Genomic DNA, 19,366 nt, shown 5'->3' on the forward strand with positions numbered 1-19,366 from the left:
ATGCAGGAAATCTGGGTAGACCGCGAAGACTTTCGCAAGACGAAAATTGTCAAATTCGAAAAACCGACATTAGAGGACGGGGACGTCCTCGTCTCTGTCGATAAATTCGGATTAACGGCAAACAATGTGAGCTACGCTGTGTCGGGCAAGGCCATTGGCTATTGGGGGTATTATCCCGCAGAAGATAATTGGGGCAAAGTCCCCGTCTGGGCGATGGCAGATATTGTCGAGTCAAAGTGTGAAGGCATAAAAGCCGGAGAGCGGATATGGGGTTTCTTTCCCATGGCCAGCCATGTGGTTTTAAAGCCGGGTCAGATTAAGCGACAAACTTTCGCTGACATGGCGCAGCATCGCCAAAATCTGCCGTTGTTTTACAATCAATATCAGCGAACCGAGGCAGAGCCGGAGTACCTCAAAACACTTGAGGATGAACGCTGTCTATTATTCCCACTTTTCGCGACATCTTTTATTTTAAACGACTTTCTGGAAGACAATGATTTCTTCGAAGCAGAGCAAATCCTTATTGGATCTGTGTCTTCAAAAACAGGTTTTGGATTAGCGAGTTTTCTCACGCAAAATGAAAAATATAAAGGTCAGGTCGTCGGTCTGACATCGCCGGGAAACGTTGATTTTGTTAAGGCCTTGAAATGCTGTGACCAAATTGTGGTCTATGGTGATGAAGCCCAGATCGACACAGAAAAACCCTCAGCCTTTGTGGATATGTCCGGCAATGGTGAACTCGTGAAGACTCTGCATGATCATCTGCAAGACAATATGGTTCAAAGCATTGGCGTTGGCGCGACGCATTGGGATGAAAAGCGCGCGCGTGGAGACATGCCTGGCGCGAAGCCAGCATTTTTCTTTGCGCCAGCGCAGATGGATAAACGAGATAAAGAATGGGGTGAGGGCATGCTGTTCCAAAAAGCCTTCGCTGCTGGGGCTCAACTCGCTGCCAGCATCAAAGACATTGTGAGAGTTGAACTCATCACGGGCCCTGATGACGTTGATCAAATATGGAAAGACATGCTTGATAATAAAGTCTCAGCCCGGCGCGGCATTATGGCCTCGTTAAATTAGGTAGAAATCTTTCGATGACTGACCACGCCGACGATAACGAACTCTTCAAAAAGCTCATTCAGAAGCCTCGTATAGCTTGGCCAACCATTATGCTATTGATTGCGGCTCTCGTTATATTTGGCGTATCAATATTTACTTATCTTGCAGGAACCTTACCGTTGGGATGGGCCATGTTGATAAACTCAATAGCCTCTTATATGTCTTTTTCGATAGCGCATGATGCGACGCACAGCTCAGTGTTCACAAATCGTCGGATGAATGATTGGGCGGGCCGCCTAGCCATGATGTTGCTTGAGCCAGGCCCATTTTTTCAAGTGTTTCGGTTTATCCATATGAAGCATCATAGGTTCACAAACCACAACGAAAAAGACCCGGATGTTTATTGCGGGACGGGGCCAAGATGGCTCTTGCCGTTTAAATGGCTGACATTGGATTATGTCTATTTCAAAACTTACCTATCGCCTGATGTCTTCAAGAAAAGACCAAAGAGCGAGCGTAGGGAATTTTATTTTGCCGTATTATTTATGGTAAGCGTGATAACAGCCGTTACGCTGGCAGGCTGGCTATACTACTATCTACTGCTCTTCTTTATCCCGACACGTATCGCAAAATATATTATCGTTATCGCCTTTGATTTCTTGCCGCATTATCCGCACGAATCTTACGCTAAAAATGAACCTTATCGCTGCACGTCAAACCGCGTAGGCCTGGAGTGGTTATTAACGCCTGTATTCATCTATCAAAATTATCACCTTGTGCACCATCTCTACCCGGCCGTTCCATTTTATCGTTACATAAAGATCTGGAACGCAAGGAAGCACTATCACGAATCCCAAAACCCCGCAATTACGGACACCTTTTCACTCAAACCCAGATAAAGAACAGACCATGAAAATCCTTCACAAGACTATTTGTTTCAGCCTCAGCTTCGCCGCGATAAGCGGTACAGCCTTTGCAGATAAAGGAAATTCAGAGGCCTGCGCTGCATCCCTATCGCCTACGGGTAAAACTATCTTTGAAGCTGTTGCGCCATCTGTTGAGGCGGAGACTAACCTCAAGAAACTCTTGAAAAAGAAGATCCGTCCGATGGTTATGAAGGGCAAATTAAAACGTAAAGATGCCAAGGCGAATGCCCCGCTTGCAGGGGAGTGCCTTTTACTCTTGAAGCAAGAGAAACAAAGTCTCTCTAAGACATAAAAAACAGGGTCACCTTTAAAAAAGGGACCCTGCAAGTTAACGGGGACGTATGCTCAAACACGTCCGTTTTCTGAAACCAATCAGAAATCCTTACGAATATTTATACCATATGTGCGGGGTGCATTTATGTAACCATTGATGACGCCCGTTTGCAGCACGCCCGGGAAGACCGTCGAGACATATTCATCATTAAAGATGTTACGGCCCCAAACCTGTACGGCGAAACCATTATCAAATTTCACGCCTGTTGCAGCGTTGAAAGTGCTGACGGTGCGGAAAGGTTGCTGCGCACCTGTCGTCGCGAAGATAGCCTCATTAGATTGAACCTCGCTTTCATACTGCCAATCTCCGCGTAAATATCCTTTGGCGCTATCGCCTACGGGATAAAAGAAATTCGCGCCTATATTGAGAGAGGTTTCAGGGATGCCAGCCGGTTTTTCGCCGGATAGATCTACAAAATTAAGACCAGACCCTGCCGGGGCAGGGCCGTTGGTGAAGGAGTCATAAATCGGATCGAGGAATGTCCCGGCGAATGTTAGTTCAATCATCGGGATCGGTTTAAAGCTCGCATCGACCTCCAGGCCTTTTGTGGATTGTTCGCCAGCATTTACCAGCGAGAAGCCTGAACCTATAAAGATGTTGGATTGAAAGCCTTCAATTGTTTGATCAAACAACGCGATATTAATGGCCCCTTTATCGAACTTAGCTTTTAAGCCAATTTCGTAAACCGTTGCTTCTTCTGGCCCGGCAAAACGTGTGCCAAAATTGCGCGATGTGGCAGCTGTTGCTCCAAGCACATAATTATTGGGAAGTAAGCCTGCTCCTGCCAAAGCCGCGCCATCTCCGAAGAATGGGCGAGAACCACGTGAAAGGTTCCAAGAGGATGATTTAAAGCCTGTGGCGGCGCTGGCATAGACATTGATGTTGTCATTGACTTCATAAGCCGCGCGAGCTGTCCACGTTAGCTTGTCATCGCTTGTTTTCCCGTCCTCAACCGCATTGGGGAAAGCAAGGAATGGAGGGTTGAACTGTAGGCCTTGCAAGCTAGCAATAATCCCGTTCTCAACATTGGGCAGAAATCCGTTCGTAAATGCACCTTGCGCCATTGGGTTAGGGAATTGACCGGTCGCGAGAGCCCCGAACGTCATGGGATCAAGTGTCAGCCCAAACGGCGCAAATGCGGCACCGAAGGCTTGAAAGAGAGGATCGGCTGGGTTGCCAACGGCAGCTTGAACTGAGCCTAAAGCCAACAAGTCAGGCCCTGGCGCTGTAGTGAGATCCAGGGCAAACCATGGATCTGTTGATTGCTGAGATGCTGTAACAGTCTTATCATCATTTGTGTAATTCAATCCACCCGTTAAAGTCAGGCGGTCACCAATTTCAAAATCTACCGTTCCGAAGAGGGAGTAAGAGGTGTTCTCTAGCTTGAAGCTATCTATAAAAGCGTGTTGTTCGCCGAAGAATGTTGATCCGGGCGTGAAGCCATTTGCCGCTTCAATTGTGCGGAATAGTGCTGGGCTGCCTGCTAGGACATCAATATAGCGCCGTGTATCTGCGCCCCAATCCAGCCTATCAACGGCTTCGACATTTTCGTCGAATAAGAATCCGCCGACCATCCAGCTTAGAGGACCATCATTATTTGATGTTAAGCGTAGTTCCTGTGTAAAGGTTCCGATTTTGTTTTTTGTTGAAACTGTTTCCAGGATTTCGAGTGTTGTGAAATCAGAGTCTGAATCAAAGAAGGTTTCATTATTTCTATAGGCCGTAATGGATGTAAGATTCGCAAAGCCAAGGTCATGATCGATTTGAGCAGAAACCCCCCAATCATCAACTTCGTTCACTGAGTCCTTATTCGAAAAATGCTCACGCGCAAATGGGTCATTCGCATCAGCCGTTTGTCCGCCCAATGCGCGAATAGCGTTGATAGCGCCTTCATTTTGGAAGTTTGTAATCGCGCAGCAAACCTCATTAAGGGTAGAGTAATCTGCGATGACGCGAATTGAGGTTTTGTCAGAGGGGTCAAATAAGAACTGTCCCTGAATATTCCAGCGGTTACGATCATTCAAATCAGACAGACCGTCACGAGCTTCGGCATAACCATCGCGGAAGTTAAATCCGCCGCCAAGGCTGAACGCCGCGTCGTCATTGCCAATACCGGTCGTATAATAAGCTTTGCCCGTAAAATTATTGTAATTGCCGTAACCGAGTTCGACATATCCCTCTTGCTCATAAGATGGCTTGGCCGACACAATCGAGATAACGCCTGCAGATGCATTTTTACCAAAAAGCGTAGATTGCGGCCCGCGCAGGACTTCGATTCGCTCAAGCTTGGGCAAGTCACCAATACGCGCCGCCGAGCGCGAGCGGTAAACACCGTCAACAAAAACACCAACGGATGGTTCAACGCCCGCATTATTAGCGCCGTTACCAAATCCCCGAATAATGAAATTCGTGTTGGTCGATGTTTGAAGTTGATTAACCCGAAGAGAAGGGACCACAGACTGCAAATCGTTTAGATCCAGAATGCGGGCATTTTCAATCGTCACGCTGTCTGTAACAGAAACTGCAACAGGTGTTTCCTGCAATGTCGTTGCTCGTTTAGTCGCCGTGACAATAATTTCGTCACCGGACGTTTGTGCAAATGCTGGCGTTATGAGTGATGCAGTAAGAGCCGACGTTACGGCCAAAATGGATAGGCGTGATGCCATTGATAATTCCCCTTTTCTAGTTCTTTAGAGGAATTATATGGCATAATCAGTGCCAATACAATAGTTTATTGGCATTGCTTATGTCATTACTATTTGGCGATAACTGTATCGTCGATTAGGTGTATTCTAATGTCTGCTAAGAGGATGTTTCTACAATAATCTGGGCGTCCTAAAGCCGCTGATTGTCGTGGCTATCTTTAAACTCCATAGGTGGATGAGTATATTCATGAGCTAGAGCTTCAAAAACCGCTTGATTTATTGGGTCTGCCAGAAATTCCGATTTCATGTCTTGGAATTTGTAAGTTTCTGTATTCACCATACGTACTCTGCTCATTGGGACTAGGAACCCCTGATTTCTTTTAGGGTGCTAACTATTTTGTAAATTTCGATGCGTCAATTTCCACTTAACTTATTGTTTTTATTCGTAAAATGGTGCCCCCACACGGACTCGAACCGCGGACCCCCTGATTACAAATCAGGTGCTCTACCAGCTGAGCTATAGGGGCACTCTTAATTGCTGATTAGCGAGGCGTCGTTTAGCGGCGTCTGCGCGCTCTGGCAAGTCGGAAATTGCGGCTTTGCTTAAAAAAGTGCAGAGATTTCAGGGCGGCTATGACCGCCCCGTCATTTGTTATTTAGGCTTCGCCGATTTCAACTTTATTTTTACCGCGAAATGCTGCGTAAATTGCGGCCATAGCCAGATAGCCGACAGCCAGGTGCCCGGCATCAATCATAAAGCCGGTTAAAGGATAACCGCCATAGATACAGGCATAGGCCATAAGCGGGATGGCGATTGTGACCAACAGCCAGAAAGTGACTTTAAGGCAGGCCGGCAGACGTTTAGCCCCTGCTAAATTTATAACCATAAGCACGCCTATGGCTTGTCCCAAAGTGACAGAAAGTGCCGCGAGTAACCACTTTACAACTCCCATCTCTTCCAAGCGGGCATTTGCAATTTCTTGCGTAATGCCTTCTGCCGCCATCCAAGCGTCACTAAATAACGGGCCGTACCAGATCCATCCGACCATAAAAAATGCGAGTGTTGCCAACAGAACTGCAAGCCATGATGTATTAAAAATTTTAGGCATATGCCTCTCCCCTTATTGTTTAGGCCATTTTTGACTCTGATACTTTCATAACAAAAAAACTCTCTCTGAGCAATGAACCCTTGCGCGTTGCAATGGGGGCGGTAGAAGTCGCACGTCATGGCAAAAATACTCATTACCTCTGCGCTTCCTTATATTAATGGCGTCAAGCATCTTGGAAATCTGGCGGGATCCATGTTGCCGGCAGATGTTTATGCGCGGGCTATGCGGCTTATGGGACATGATGTGCTCTATATTTGCGCAACCGATGAGCATGGGACACCGGCCGAGCTCGCTGCGCAAGCTGCCGGGATGAAGGTCGCGGAATATTGCGAAAAAATGCATATCGCGCAGAAGGGGGCAGGCGCCCAGTTCAAGCTCTCATATGATTATTTTGGCCGCTCCTCAGCGCCGAGCAACCACGCGCTGACGCAACACTTTGCCCATGTGTTAGAAGAGAACGGATTGATTGAAGAGCGGGTCTCGCAACAAGTTTATTCGAATGCCGACGGCCGCTTTTTGCCAGACCGTTATGTCGAGGGCACTTGCCCCAATTGCGGCTTTGAAAAAGCCCGCGGGGATCAATGTGATAACTGCGGAAAGCTGCTAGACCCAGTCGATTTGATTGATCCTTATTCGGCGGTGTCAGGGAGCAAAGATGTCGAGGTGCGCGATACAAATCACCTTTACCTTAAACAATCCGCTCTTTCAGATGATCTGCGTAAATGGGTCAATGCGGCGCAAGGCTGGCCACCCCTTGCGAGTTCTATTGCGCTGAAATGGCTCGATGAGGGATTGCGCGACCGCTCCATAACGCGGGATCTGAGCTGGGGTATTCCTGTCACTGATAAAGACGGATCTGTCCGCGAGGGTTTTGAAGGCAAAGTCTTCTACGTCTGGTTCGATGCGCCGATTGAATATATTGCGGCGACCCAGGATTGGGCGGCTGAAACGGACGCGGATTGGGAGTCTTGGTGGCTCACCGATAAGGGAGCTGACGATGTTCAGTATGTTCAGTTTATGGGCAAGGATAATGTCGCCTTCCATACCCTTTCATTCCCCACAACGATTATTGGCCAGAATCCAAAAAAAATGGGTGAACCTTGGAAATTAGTGGACCAGCTGAAAGCCTTTAATTGGGTCACTTGGTATGGGGGCAAATTTTCAACGTCTGAAAAACGCGGAGTCTTTATGGACCAAGCTCTGGATATCGCCCCATCAGATTATTGGCGCTGGCACTTAATTGCTAATGCGCCTGAAAGCTCGGATACCGCCTTCACCTGGGAAGAGTTTCAGGCGTCTGTGAATTCTGATCTAGCCAATGTGTTAGGTAATTTTGTAAATCGTATCACGAAATATTGCGTTGGTAAATTTGAGGGTAAAGTGCCGGAGGGCGGCGAAGACGGCGAAGCGGAAGCATGGCTAATCAAAGAGCTACAAACACGCCTTCCGCAATTGGTCAGCCATTATGAAGCGCGAGAATTTCGCAAAGCTATGGCGGAAACACGTGCCATATGGGCGGCAGGTAATGAATATCTTACGCAAGCTGCGCCGTGGACGCATTATAAAACAGATGTCGATCAAGCGGCGGTTGGCGTACGTGCGGGCCTGAATCTTGTCGCGCTATTTGGAATTATCGCACAGCCAATCATTCCTGATGCAGCGGAGAAAATATTGGACGCAATGAATATTCCTCCTGCCAATCGCACATGGAACTTTGGAAAACATGACGATATCGCAAAGCTTATAAATGCGCTTCCGATAGGACATGCTATTAATGCCCCGGATGTTCTTTTTACAAAGATTGAAGATCCGGATATTGAACTATGGACCGAGCGCTTTGGAGGAGGACAATAATATGAATATGATTGAGGCTGTAAAAAGCTGTTTTTCGAATTACTTCACATTACGGGGACGCGCCAGACGTTCTGAATATTGGTGGTTTTATTTGTTCACAATTTTGCTGAGTCTTGTCACAGGTTTCATCGATGGAATTTTAGGCTTGGGAACAGATGATATTGGCGTGCTGAGCACAATAGCTGCTTTAGTCACCTTTATCCCCACGATTACGGCTCAGGTACGGCGCCTTCATGACACAGGCCGTTCGGGCTGGTGGGTTGGCGGTGCATTTATTGCAGCTCTACTGATTGGACTTTTGGTATCAGTCTTTGCTTTGTCTTCTTTGGGCGGCGTGGGTTCAAACACTGCACCTCTTGGTATCCTGGTCATAATACTGGGTATTGGGGTTTTAGTCTATGGTGTCGTTATGTTGATATTTTTATGCCAAGATTCCCATCCCGGCGATAATGTCTATGGTCCCAGTCCAAAATACGACTCAGGGGCTTCGGTATTTGATTAAGCGGAATACAGTTTGCGAGTTATCTCGTCCGCTGAAAATAGCTCCGATTATAATTATAACACCCATGAGCGCAGAGATAGCAATTATTTCGGTTTTTGGAGCTTGTGTCAGCGCTTTAAAAGCTAGCCATGCCAGACCCCAGATTATTGGGAAAGCATAAACCATATTGGCCCCACTTCGGCGGGTCACAAAGACCGCCCAAGCAAGCGCGATGCAGAGCATCAATAGGTTTGGAATAATGGGCTGTACTGAGCTCCCGAAACTATCAGAAAAGATGGGCGTCCAATTTAGGAAAATAGCAATGGATGTCCACCCAGCTATGAGGCTAATCGGTGCCCACACCCAAAGCCGTTCGGTTTTGTCCAGCGCGTTTTTATTTCGGGTTAAGATTAGCATGGCTTTGACGAGGCAGAGGACCGTGGGTATAAAAATCAACGCTGTTCCCCAGCGCGCTAGAAGGGGCGTGCCCCAGCCTGAAAATAGGGCCCAAATGCAAACGCACGTAAAACCAGCGGCTGTCCACCATCCTGTTTTCCTGAAAATTTCCCGCGTACGGTTTGTTTTCATCCCTTGTAGAATGGCATATCCAATACAGCCTACAAAAATCGGAAGCCAAATAGAAAAGGCAATTCCATAGGGCACTAAAAGACTGTTGTTCGCATCGGAAAATTCCTGCGGTGTGCGGCCCCACGCTGTAAGTTGCGGAAGTGTTGAGAGCACCCACATCGCCGGAGCGGCGATAATATTAACCCATTGGCGCGCTATGTCGTTATTTTCTAATCTCATAAAGCTGATACGTTTCAAACGCTCAAAAGATGCAAAAATCCTGCATAAGAGAACTAGATCAGGCGGTCTAAAGAAAACTTTTATAAATTGTCACGACAAGAGGTCAGACTATGTGCTAGAGTAAAGTTGTAATCACAAGAAAGGACTTCCATGCAAATTCAAATTGTCTCTAAAGGTATTGATGTTTCACCGGCTCTACGCGAGCGAATAACTGGCCGAATAGATGAGATGATGGATAAATATATACACCGAGAGGGAGAAGCCCAAGTCTCGGTCAGCAAGGAAGGGTCCGGATTTAAAACAGTATGTTCTATACATTTACCCTCGGGTGCGTCGATGGAGGGGCAGGGGCGCGCGCCCGATGCTTATGGCGCTTCTGATGAAGCACTGGAGCATGTTGAGAAACGTCTGCGGCGCTATAAACGCCGCCTAAAAGATCACAGCCAACAGGCGAAAGCTAAAAATGCGGCCATGTTCATTCTCGAAAACCCCGTGCGTGAAGATGACTCCGAGGATATGGAGGCGTCCGGCAAAGACGAGCCGATGATTATTTCAGAAAAAACAAGCACAATTCGTACTTTAACCCCGGGCATGGCGGCTTTGGAGCTTGGACTCGCCGATAATGGCGTGGTGGTGTTTAACAACGCTAAACATGGCGGTATCAATGTGGTATTTAAGCGTTCTGACGGTAACATTGGCTGGATTGACCCCGCAAATAGTGCCTAAATTTTAAGCGCTGAGTAACGCTGTTATACCCATTTGAGGCTTTGCGTTGACCCTGTGTCTGATTGCGCGTATGGGAGCGGCAAAATTTAAATCATGGGGCGTTAATTCCTATGAGCGCGCCTTAGTAACGAAGATAATCATGAGCCAAGATACTCTCTTTCATGCCGGGTCCATGCTGTGTGACATACATGTCAGCAGCAAGAAACAGCTGTTTCAGGAAATGGCGTCTAAACTCTTAGAGCTTGAAACCTTCGGGGATAAGACGCTTGCGTGCCGCGATATTGTCGCCGCAGCTTCGGAACGCGAACGTTTAGGCTCAACGGGAGTGGGTTCGGGCGTAGCGCTGCCACATGCCCGCATTGATGGTCTTGACCGTGTCTATGCTGTCTTTGCGCGCCTTGAGGCACCTATTGACTATGACGCGATAGATGAGCGTCCGGTTGATCTTGTGGCCCTTCTGATCGCGCCGACAGACGCAGGCGGAGCCCATTTGCGTGCATTGGCAAAAGTCTCGCGCATGTTACGCCGTGAGGATATGCGCCAACGTCTGCGATCGGCGCCCAATGCAGAAAGCTTATTTACAATATTGACTGAGAGCCGCGCGGCAGATGCCGCTTAAATAACGGTAACATGGCCCGGTTTTTTGGGCCTTGTCATATATGTGTTACAGCAACTCGCTAACTTAGCGGGCTTAAGCTGCGTTAGAAAAAGATATTTGAGATTGCCATAATGACCGGAGATATTGCGCCTGTGAATTCTGAAACAGAAAAACGATATTTTAACAGAGAACTTTCATGGCTTTTTTTTAATAGCCGTGTTTTGGAAGAGGCCCAAAACCCTGCTGTGCCCTTACTTGAGCGCGTACGGTTTTTATCTATATCCGCATCTAATCTGGACGAATTTTACATGGTTCGTGTGGCCGGACTCAGGACACAGGTTCTGGCGGGCATGAGTGAGCCTAGCTTTGATGGGTACACGCCTGAACGGCAGCTCAAGAAAATTGCTAAGCGCGTTCGTAAAATCAAAAAAGCACAAGCGCAATGTTGGACACAACTTCACAAAGCCTTGACGAAGGAAAAGGTCAATGTGCTTAAAGTGGCCGAGCTATCAGACGATGAGCGTGAGGAGTTAGCGCTCTATTACGCACGAAGCGTGCTGCCTTTACTAACACCTATGGCCGTCGATCCTGCGCACCCTTTTCCTCATATACCTAATCTGGGCTTTGGAATGGTCTTGGCCTTGACCCGTACAGGTCAAAAAGACACGACTTATGCCTTGATACCTATTCCTGCCCATGTTCCTAGATTTATAGCGCTGGGTAAAAAAGAACGGAATTTCGTTTTAATAGAAGATGTCTTGGAACATTTTGCACCTGCCTTATTTCCTGACTTTACCGTCACGGGGCAAGGCGTTTTTCGTGTGACGCGTGACAGCGACATCGCGGTTGATGAAGAGGCTGAAGATCTGGTTCGTCATTTTGAATTCTTATTAAAGAAACGTCGCCGCGGCCGTGTTATCCGCTTGGAAGTTAATGCGGATATAGACGCTGATTTAAAAGATTTTCTGATTGAAAGTTTTGAATGTTGGGATGAGGATATTCATGAGTCGGACGCTTTATTGGGTATGACGGATTTGTCTCAATTAATTGGCAAACAGCGTACCGATCTTTTGTTCCCGCCTTTTCAGGCCCGTTTCCCTGAACGCATTCGGGAATATGACGGGGACTGCTTTGCCGCGATTGCCGCCAAAGATATCTTGGTTCATCACCCCTATGAAGACTTTAATGTTGTTGTTCAGTTTCTTGAACAAGCCGCGCTAGACCCGAGCGTTGTCGCGATTAAACAAACACTCTACCGGACCTCTGATGACAGCCCGATAGTTAAGGCTCTGATTGAGGCGGCTGAACGCGGCAAAACTGTGACGGCTCTTGTCGAGCTGAAAGCCCGCTTTGATGAGGAGACCAACCTGCGTTGGGCGCGAGATCTGGAACGCGCAGGGGCTCACGTTGTTTACGGATTTATCGATTATAAAACTCACGCAAAAGTTTCTATTGTTGTGCGCCGTGAGCATGAAGGTCTCAAAACTTATACGCATTTGGGTACAGGTAATTATCACGCACAAAATGCCAAGATATATACGGACCTGGCTTTATTTACGGCAGACCCCGCCATGGGGCGTGATGTCGGTAAGCTGTTTAATTATGTCACAAGTTACTCACAGCCGCGCGATTTGGAGAAGCTGATCATAGCGCCGATGATGTTACGAAAAAGCCTTATTGAACTCATTCAGGCCGAGATCGATATAGCGTCATCAGGCGGCCAAGGGGCCATATGGGTCAAGCTAAATGCACTTGTTGATAGTAAGATCATAGATAAGCTTTATGAGGCTTCTCAGGCTGGCGTGCAGATTGATTTAATCGTACGCGGTATATGTTGCTTGCGGCCCGGCGTAGAAGGTCTATCCGAGAATATCCGCGTAAAGTCTATTATTGGGCGCTTTTTAGAACATTCACGCATTGCCTGCTTCGGGAATGGCAAAGCTCTGCCAAACAGGAATGCAAAACTATATTTCTCAAGCGCCGATTGGATGCCGCGTAATCTTAATCGCCGGGTTGAGACCCTGATCCCTGTAGAAGCCACAACCGTCAGAAATCAAATTATGGACCAGATTATGGTCGCAAATTTAAATGACAATACAAATAGTTGGGACCTGACCCCAAACGGGACATATGTGCGGCGACAGTCAGACGATAAAGCCTTTTCGGCGCATGATTATTTCATGCAAAATCCATCACTTTCCGGGCGCGGCAAATCATTGCGCGTCAGTGCGCCTAAAGCTTTGGACGTGGCACGTCGTAAAGAGTCAAAATCTACAGTAGAAGAATCATCAAAAGTCATAGATAAAAGCAGCGTAAGGGAAAACGACCCAAAGGCTGCTAATGCAAACTGACGCGTCTCTGAGAAATAATAGGCTTGGGGTTCTGGATATAGGATCCAACTCTGTTCGCTTTGTTATATATGAGTTATTCGGCGCACATTTCACGCCTGTTTATAATGAAAAAGTGCTGGCAGGACTTGGCCGCTCGCTAAAAAATACAGGGCAACTCTCAAAACAAGGTAAAAAACTCACATTTGAGAACCTGCGCCGTTTTAAGGCGATTGCAGAAGCACAAGGCTTGGGTCCCCTACTGATAGGGGCAACCGCGGCGCTGCGCGTGGCGGAAGATGCCCCCGAATTTATCGCTAATATAAGGCGCGAAACTGGTTTGGATATCAGCCCCATTAGCGGGGATGAAGAAGCGCGCTTGACCGCTATGGGGATGCTCGCCGCGGATAATCGGGCCACCGGTCTGGCGGCTGATTTGGGCGGGGCTAGTTTAGAATTTGTTCACGTTCAAAATAATACCGTTGGAACTGGCATAAGTTTGAAATTGGGCCCGTTTGAGATGCTGGGCCGTGACATTGCAGCAGCCGAAAACTTCACCAATCAAGAAATTAAAGCTAAAGTTCAGGCCAAGCTCAATAAGATTGATCTCTCCGCTTTTAAAGGACAGGCCTTGCATCTTATTGGGGGGGCATGGCGAAACCTCGCCTCTATCCATCAGGCGCGGCAATCTTATCCTATGCGCACATTACAGGCTTACCGCTTAAAGCCCGAAGATGCCAAAGAGCTGGCATTGTGGGCCTATGGGGACGGCCGCCAAGAGGTTTTGTCTTGGCCTCGGATAAGTGAGCGGCGGTCAGAGACTCTTCCCTATAGCGGATATCTCCTCAATATGATTATAGAGCGCATGCGGCCAAGCGTAGTTATCATTTCCACAACAGGCCTTCGGGAAGGCCTTGTCTATGATTCCCTTGATGATAAATTGCGCGAGAGGGATAGCCTCATGGATGGTTGCCGCGATCTAGCACGAGGAAATTTGCAAGCCGTTCATTTTGCAGACCCGCTTTTTGAGTTTCTTAAAGAGGCCTCAAGTCACTTTCCAAGATTTTTTGATCCCGAAAATGAGACCCGCTTGCGAAAGGCTGCGTGCCAATTAGCAGGTATTGGCAAGGGATTGCATCCGGATTATCGGGCCAGCCTTATCTTTGACTCTGTATTATTTGCGCCGCTTGCAGGCTTGACGCATGAAGAGCGGGCCTATCTTGCGTTGGTTCTGTTCTCCTCCTATACGGGCAAATCTTTGCCCAAGAACAGTAAAGCGGTTGAGGCGTTGTTGACAGACGAAGCCCGGCTAAGTGCCCGCACTTATGGTGCTGCGATGCGCTTGGCGATTGTGGCAAGCGGCCGATCTCCTGAGTTATTGTCATGGTTCAGGTTGTTTGTTGAGCGGGGTGAGCTCAAATTGACAGTTGATCCTGCAAAATCAGCGTTGCTTTCAGATCGGGTTATGTATCGCCTGAGCAAGCTTTCACAGCTTAGCGGGTTAAAACTATCTCAACACAAAATTGAAGGTATAAAAAACCGTTCTTAAAGAACGGTTTTTTGAAAAAATGTTTAGGCTTACCGGTATTGCTGAATACGCGTTGTTCGTAAGCCGGAAATGCCGTGGCTCTCAATGGAGCGTTGCCAGGCCAGAAACTCTTCAGAAGACAAACCATAACGGTTACACGCGCCTTCAAGTGTTAATAGTCCGCCGCGAACAGCTGCTACGACTTCGGCCTTACGGCGAATAACCCAGCGGACAGTATCCGGCTTGGGCAAATCTGCCAGTGTTAAAGGAGTCCCCTCGGGACCAATCACCACATTCTCTCTTTTTATTTTTCGGTCTGACATTTAGCGCCGCCTCTTCGTTATTTTTATCAGTGGAATGTATATAGTAAGAGGGCGTTAAAAAGAGTTTAAGGTGATGCTAAAAAACGTAACAAAAACAGTCGTTTACGAAGGTTAACAGAGTCTGAGTTAGCGTTAATTAAGGTTTACAAAAAGCCTAGAGAATTGATTCTATTGAGTCTTTTATCTCTTATCTGCGCAAGAGGTGTATCGACTTGGGACGGAAGGCTTCCTATATGAGCTTCGAAATTAAGAAACTTTTTTGCTAAACTCTTATGAAAAGGCTTAAAATGAACGAAAGCCGCGCCGAAATTGTCAATTCCCTCGGGTTTACGAAGCCTGAAGCGCAGACACGTGTGGTTGTTGCTATGAGCGGCGGCGTGGATAGCTCTGTTTGCGCGGCAATGCTTGCACGTGAGGGCTATGATGTGATTGGCGTAACCCTGCAGCTTTATGATCACGGCGCCGCTATACAGAAAGCCAAAGCCTGTTGCGCAGGGCAAGATATTTATGATGCTAAACGCGTCGCTGAGATGATGAATTTCCCGCATTACGTTTTGGATTATGAAAGCAACTTTCGTGAGCAGGTCATTGAGGACTTCGCGGACACTTACCTGAAAGGCTCCACACCTATTCCTTGCGTACGCTGTAATCAGACTGTCAAATTCAAAGACCTGTTGACTGTTGCCAAAGATCTCGGCGCAGATTGCATGGCCACGGGGCATTACATTAAGCGAGTTATGGGCCCCGACGGAGCAGAGCTTCACCGCGCTCATGATTATGGCAAAGACCAGAGCTATTTCTTGTTTGCGACGACGCGCGAGCAGCTAGATTTTCTGCGCTTCCCCCTCGGAGGGATGGAGAAGTCTGAAACACGCGCATTAGCGGTTGAGCTCGGCCTAAATGTGGCGAGTAAACCTGATAGTCAGGATATCTGTTTTGTACCAACCGGAAAATATACGGATGTGATAGAGAAGATACGTCCGAATGCAGCAGTTCCTGGCGATATCGTGCATTTAGATGGGACAATTCTGGGTCAACACCGCGGAATTATGTATTACACAATCGGACAACGCCGCGGATTGGGCCTACCTGATGGCTCAGGGGCTGACCCTCTCTTTGTCGTGCGTATAGACTCCGAAACTAATCATGTCATTGTGGGGCCGCGTGAGGCGCTGCAGCGTGATAAAATATGGCTCACCGATATTAACTGGATCGGCAAAGGCGAATTTGGCCCTGAGCTTGAGGGACAGCCCCTGAAAGTAAAAGTCCGTTCAACCCGCCCGCCCGTGCCGGCTATATTTCGTATGCAGGATGATGACGTCATCATTGAACTTGAAACGCCGGATCAAGGAATATCACCGGGACAAGCCTGTGTGTTTTACGCGCCGGATGAAAAAGCGGCCAGAACATTGGGCGGTGGGTGGATAGTGCGCACGGAATAGGTTAAAGCTGTCTTAGGGTGAAAGCCTATAATAAATAAGGAGGCCAATATGGCTATTATGAAATCAATCGAAGTGATGAGCGAAAGCTCTAAATCTTTTGAAGATGCTATCCAAAACGCTGTGGACCGTACCGCTAAGACTGTCAAAGATATTCAATCTGCTAATATAAAGAATATGAAGACGACCATTAAAGATGGAAAAATCGACAAATTCCGCGTGAATGTAAAAATTACATTCAAAGTCGGCGATTAAACGTAAGACTTTTAATAAACAGTCCTGCCGGGATTTCCCGGCGGTATTTATGAGAGGCCTGAATGCAAGATCAAACCGCTATATTAATAGTCGTCGGATTGGCCGCCGTCTTTTTTGCGCTCTGGGTTTATTCCTCCAAACAGAAGCGTAAATTTGAAGACGAGCGCCGCAAACGCAAACAAGATTTGGCTCGCTTGAAAAAAGAAGCGCGTCAAAAAGAGGATTAAGCCAAAGCCTTTTCAAATAACGCAAGTTTTCGCGCCCAAGCTTTATTGGCCATAGCTTCATCATAAACCGCAGAATCCGGCGGACACCATCCGTGCTGTGTACCCTCATAAACTTCTATTTCAGCCATAAGTCCCGCTGATACGAACGCGTCTTTGAGCGTCGTTTTGCTCATGGGATCACGCTCATCGTCATTTTCTGCAATTGCGATAAGGTAATCAGCCTTTATTTCGGGGATAAGCAGATGCGGGCTATTGTCTTTTTCTGTAGCTAAGCCGCCGCCATGGAATGAGGCACCCGCGCTAATGCGGTCTGCCCGCTCATGGGCTGTGAACATGGTTATAGGCCCGCCCATACAATATCCTGTCGTGCCAATGCCGCGCGCCGTATCTACCGCGTCCTGTGCGTCTAGCCAGTCCACATAGGCATTTGCATCAATGCGGTTATGGGTTTCAGTCATGGCGCGGCGATAGGGTATGATTTTCTCGCGCACAGCCGGATCCCGGAATGTTTGTCCGGGTTCAACCAGTGCACCTTTAACTTGGCGATAATAAGGATTGACGACAAGCGCCGCATAGCCGTCACCCGCCAGACGTTTAGCCATCATTTTAAAGGCAGGGCGAAGGCCGACAATATCGGGCCAAATCAGAACAGCTGCATGTGCACCTTTGGAGGGGTGAGCAAAATAAGCATCAGCCATGCCGTCAGGGGTTTTTATCTCAACGTCAGATTCAGTTATGCCCGCTTTAGCCTCACCGGGAGCGCAGCCCGCAAAGGCGATAGAAATCGCCGCACCGCCCGCCATGAGGTTAAAGTCCCGCCGCGAGAGTTGCTTTTTATAAAAGCCTTGATTCTCGAGTTCCGTAATATCATCGCACATATAATCTTCTCCTCCTAAGTCATACGCTATGCGAGGATGCGGCGATGTTCAATGCCGTAGCCTCTAATGTCCGCTGCCGAGGCGCCCTGTTTTTACGCTGTAATCGGTGGCGATTTGATATTCGGGATCATCATCTGAATCGATCATAAGCTGTCCAGCGCGGTTCAGCAGCGTATGACAATCACGTGTCAGATGACGCAGACGAATGGATTTGCCGGCCTGTGTATATTTTGCCGCCAAAGCTTCAATTGCTTGTAGAGCGGATTGGTCCACGACGCGGCTATTGTTAAAATCAACGATAACAGTATCGGGGTCTTCTTTGATCGTGAAAAGCTCATTAAAGCCTTCAATCGAGCCAAAAAATAAAGGCCCTTCGATTTTATAAACCTTGGTATCACCCTCGACCTCTGTATTTGCATCAATACGGCGGGCTGCATTCCACGCATAGGCCAGAGCGCTGATTATAACGCCGACGATCACGGCAACGGCCAAGTCATGATAGACGGTCACAACCGTCACAATCACAATGACAAGCGCGTCTATCAGTGGCACGCGGCGCATAATAGAAAAAGACTGCCAGGCAAATGTGCCTATCACGACCATAAACATAACGCCGACAAGCGCCGCCAGAGGGATGCGCTCAATGATGCCTTTGTCAAACCATGTAATGCCGAAATTATTAAAGAATGGCCCGATTTGTCCTTCGAGCAGGATAAAGGCGAGCAAGAAAAGCGCCGCCGCAATTCCGGATAATCGCGTGCGCGCCCCAGATTTAATATTGATCATGGATTGGCCGATCATTGCACAGCCGCCCATGCCGCCAAAAAACCCTGTGACCGTGTTGGCCACGCCTTGGGCGACACATTCTTGAGATGCGCCCCCGCGTTCTTCTTTGATCTCGCCAACAAGATTAAGGGTGAGCAAGCTTTCGATCAATCCAATTGCGGCCAAGATCAGCGCATAGGGAAAGATGATCTTAAATGTGTCTATATTAAAAGGGGCGAGCGGCGTTCCGTAAATGCCTTCACCCTCACCAAATGGAATATGAAACCCGGGAAGGCCGCCTTTAATTGAAGCCAAATCACCTACCGTTTGAACATCAAGCTTGAACGCCAAAACAAGCGCCGTGACCACGCCGATCCCCAAAAGCGGAGCGGGCACAGCTTTGGTGATTTTGGGGGCGGCCCAGATTAAAAGCATCGTCAGCGCCACAAGGCCGAGCATAAGTATGAGCGGCGTGCCCGTCAGCCATGTGCCTTCTAATATATGAAAGGGCCCATAATGTTCGCCCGGAATGCGCACGGGCGGCGCGGATTGAAATTGGCTTAATTGTGCCATGCCAATCACGATAGCGAGGCCATTTACAAAGCCCAACATAACGGGATGAGGCACAAGGCGAATAAACTTCCCAAGCTTAAAAACACCGGCGAGGATTTGCATAATGCCCATCAAGATAACTGTGGCGAAAAGATATTCCACGCCGTGATCCGCGACCAGTGCGACCATCACGACCGCAAGTGCGCCTGTGGCGCCGGAAATCATGCCTGGGCGTCCGCCAATCAGCGCCGTAATCAACCCTACAATAAAAGCTGCATAAAGCCCGACTAGCGGCTCGACCCCTGCTACAAAGGCAAAGGCGATCGCTTCGGGCACAAGGGCGAGGGCCACGGTTAGTCCCGCCAATATTTCAACCTTTGACCGATTGAAATTAAACGTCATAGGTCCATCGCGGCGGCGCGCCGGAATGGAGATTCTATCGGCAAAGGCGGAAAGTGTAGAACGGATCACGGGGTAGCTTTCGGATGGGGTCTGTAAGCCGCGCGGTCTATAGGGAAGGCGAGAGAGGCGCAAGG

19 protein-coding genes and 1 tRNA gene are annotated in these 19,366 nt (G+C 48.2%); 12 read left to right on the forward strand and 8 right to left on the reverse strand.

The genetic code is table 11. The features are described from left to right. Genes F569_RS0106455 through F569_RS0106465 form a run of 3 tightly spaced genes read left to right on the forward strand, consistent with a single transcriptional unit; the run spans position 1 to position 2,274 of the window. Positions 1 to 1,077, forward strand: coding sequence for a DUF2855 family protein (locus F569_RS0106455; protein ID WP_026941532.1), 1,077 nt, complete (start codon positions 1 to 3; stop codon positions 1,075 to 1,077). A gap of 14 nt (positions 1,078 to 1,091) precedes the next feature. Beyond that, entirely contained in the window at positions 1,092 to 1,955 is an 864-nt protein-coding gene (locus F569_RS16875) for a fatty acid desaturase family protein (protein WP_051279487.1), read from the forward strand. Positions 1,956 to 1,965: 10 nt separating this feature from the next. Continuing rightward, entirely contained in the window at positions 1,966 to 2,274 is a 309-nt protein-coding gene (locus F569_RS0106465) for a hypothetical protein (protein WP_026941533.1), read from the forward strand. Positions 2,275 to 2,354: 80 nt separating this feature from the next. On the opposite strand, the gene F569_RS0106470 is transcribed toward F569_RS0106465, so the two are convergent. The 4 genes from F569_RS0106470 to F569_RS0106485 all read right to left on the reverse strand — a co-directional run bounded on the left by F569_RS0106470 (position 2,355) and on the right by F569_RS0106485 (position 6,070). Next, positions 2,355 to 4,982: a TonB-dependent receptor gene (locus F569_RS0106470; RefSeq protein ID WP_026941534.1), complete on the reverse strand. Its 2,628-nt coding sequence runs from the start codon at positions 4,980 to 4,982 to the stop codon at positions 2,355 to 2,357. A 169-nt stretch (positions 4,983 to 5,151) separates the two neighbouring features. After that, positions 5,152 to 5,316, reverse strand: a complete 165-nt coding sequence (locus F569_RS19520) for a hypothetical protein (RefSeq protein WP_154813665.1) — start codon at positions 5,314 to 5,316, stop codon at positions 5,152 to 5,154. A gap of 96 nt (positions 5,317 to 5,412) precedes the next feature. After that, positions 5,413 to 5,488 (reverse strand) — tRNA-Thr (locus F569_RS0106480). A gap of 129 nt (positions 5,489 to 5,617) precedes the next feature. Next, positions 5,618 to 6,070, reverse strand: a complete 453-nt coding sequence (locus F569_RS0106485) for a DUF1761 domain-containing protein (protein WP_026941535.1) — start codon at positions 6,068 to 6,070, stop codon at positions 5,618 to 5,620. Positions 6,071 to 6,187: 117 nt separating this feature from the next. On the opposite strand from F569_RS0106485, the gene metG reads away from it, so the two are divergent. Continuing rightward, on the forward strand, positions 6,188 to 7,924 hold the full coding sequence (metG, locus tag F569_RS0106490; protein ID WP_026941536.1) for a methionine--tRNA ligase: 1,737 nt from the start codon (positions 6,188 to 6,190) through the stop codon (positions 7,922 to 7,924). Between the two features lies 1 nt (position 7,925). Beyond that, the gene (locus F569_RS0106495) at positions 7,926 to 8,426 is read left to right on the forward strand and encodes a DUF805 domain-containing protein (protein WP_034387953.1); all 501 of its coding nucleotides are present in this window, start codon (positions 7,926 to 7,928) and stop codon (positions 8,424 to 8,426) included. Here the strand turns inward: F569_RS0106495 and F569_RS0106500 are convergent. Beyond that, entirely contained in the window at positions 8,403 to 9,212 is an 810-nt protein-coding gene (locus F569_RS0106500) for a hypothetical protein (protein ID WP_026941538.1), read from the reverse strand. The two genes, F569_RS0106495 and F569_RS0106500, sit on opposite strands and share 24 nt — an antisense overlap. A 150-nt stretch (positions 9,213 to 9,362) precedes the next feature. Here F569_RS0106500 and hpf point away from each other — a divergent pair, with 150 nt between their 5' ends. From hpf to F569_RS16885, 4 genes are all read left to right on the forward strand, one after another. Further along, entirely contained in the window at positions 9,363 to 9,938 is a 576-nt protein-coding gene (hpf, locus tag F569_RS0106505) for a ribosome hibernation-promoting factor, HPF/YfiA family (RefSeq protein ID WP_026941539.1), read from the forward strand. A gap of 139 nt (positions 9,939 to 10,077) precedes the next feature. Next, positions 10,078 to 10,557: a PTS sugar transporter subunit IIA gene (locus tag F569_RS0106510; protein WP_026941540.1), complete on the forward strand. Its 480-nt coding sequence runs from the start codon at positions 10,078 to 10,080 to the stop codon at positions 10,555 to 10,557. Between the two features lie 110 nt (positions 10,558 to 10,667). Continuing rightward, positions 10,668 to 12,887, forward strand: coding sequence for an RNA degradosome polyphosphate kinase (locus F569_RS16880; protein ID WP_034387956.1), 2,220 nt, complete (start codon positions 10,668 to 10,670; stop codon positions 12,885 to 12,887). Continuing rightward, positions 12,877 to 14,412 (forward strand): Ppx/GppA phosphatase family protein, encoded by a 1,536-nt coding sequence (locus F569_RS16885; RefSeq protein ID WP_051279489.1) that lies wholly within the window; start codon positions 12,877 to 12,879, stop codon positions 14,410 to 14,412. The genes F569_RS16880 and F569_RS16885 overlap by 11 nt, the downstream gene beginning before the upstream one ends. Positions 14,413 to 14,441: 29 nt before the next feature. Here the strand turns inward: F569_RS16885 and sciP are convergent, their stop codons facing one another. Further along, positions 14,442 to 14,714, reverse strand: coding sequence for a CtrA inhibitor SciP (gene sciP, locus F569_RS0106525; protein WP_026941541.1), 273 nt, complete (start codon positions 14,712 to 14,714; stop codon positions 14,442 to 14,444). A gap of 287 nt (positions 14,715 to 15,001) precedes the next feature. On the opposite strand from sciP, the gene mnmA reads away from it, so the two are divergent. From mnmA to F569_RS19525, 3 genes are all read left to right on the forward strand, one after another. Continuing rightward, positions 15,002 to 16,156, forward strand: coding sequence for a tRNA 2-thiouridine(34) synthase MnmA (gene mnmA, locus F569_RS0106530; protein WP_026941542.1), 1,155 nt, complete (start codon positions 15,002 to 15,004; stop codon positions 16,154 to 16,156). A gap of 48 nt (positions 16,157 to 16,204) precedes the next feature. Continuing rightward, positions 16,205 to 16,408 carry a dodecin family protein gene (locus F569_RS0106535; RefSeq protein ID WP_026941543.1) on the forward strand — a complete coding sequence of 68 codons (204 nt, stop codon included), beginning with the start codon at positions 16,205 to 16,207 and terminating at the stop codon, positions 16,406 to 16,408. 62 nt (positions 16,409 to 16,470) lie between these two features. Continuing rightward, on the forward strand, positions 16,471 to 16,635 hold the full coding sequence (locus F569_RS19525) for a hypothetical protein (protein ID WP_154813666.1): 165 nt from the start codon (positions 16,471 to 16,473) through the stop codon (positions 16,633 to 16,635). Here the strand turns inward: F569_RS19525 and F569_RS0106545 are convergent. Next, on the reverse strand, positions 16,632 to 17,513 hold the full coding sequence (locus F569_RS0106545) for a dienelactone hydrolase family protein (protein WP_026941544.1): 882 nt from the start codon (positions 17,511 to 17,513) through the stop codon (positions 16,632 to 16,634). The two genes, F569_RS19525 and F569_RS0106545, sit on opposite strands and share 4 nt — an antisense overlap. Before the next feature lie 63 nt (positions 17,514 to 17,576). Then, on the reverse strand, positions 17,577 to 19,301 hold the full coding sequence (locus F569_RS0106550; RefSeq protein ID WP_026941545.1) for a SulP family inorganic anion transporter: 1,725 nt from the start codon (positions 19,299 to 19,301) through the stop codon (positions 17,577 to 17,579). Positions 19,302 to 19,366: the final 65 nt, after the last annotated feature.

The organism is Hellea balneolensis DSM 19091 (assembly GCF_000428525.1).
Taxonomy (GTDB): Bacteria; Pseudomonadota; Alphaproteobacteria; order Caulobacterales; family Maricaulaceae; genus Hellea; species Hellea balneolensis.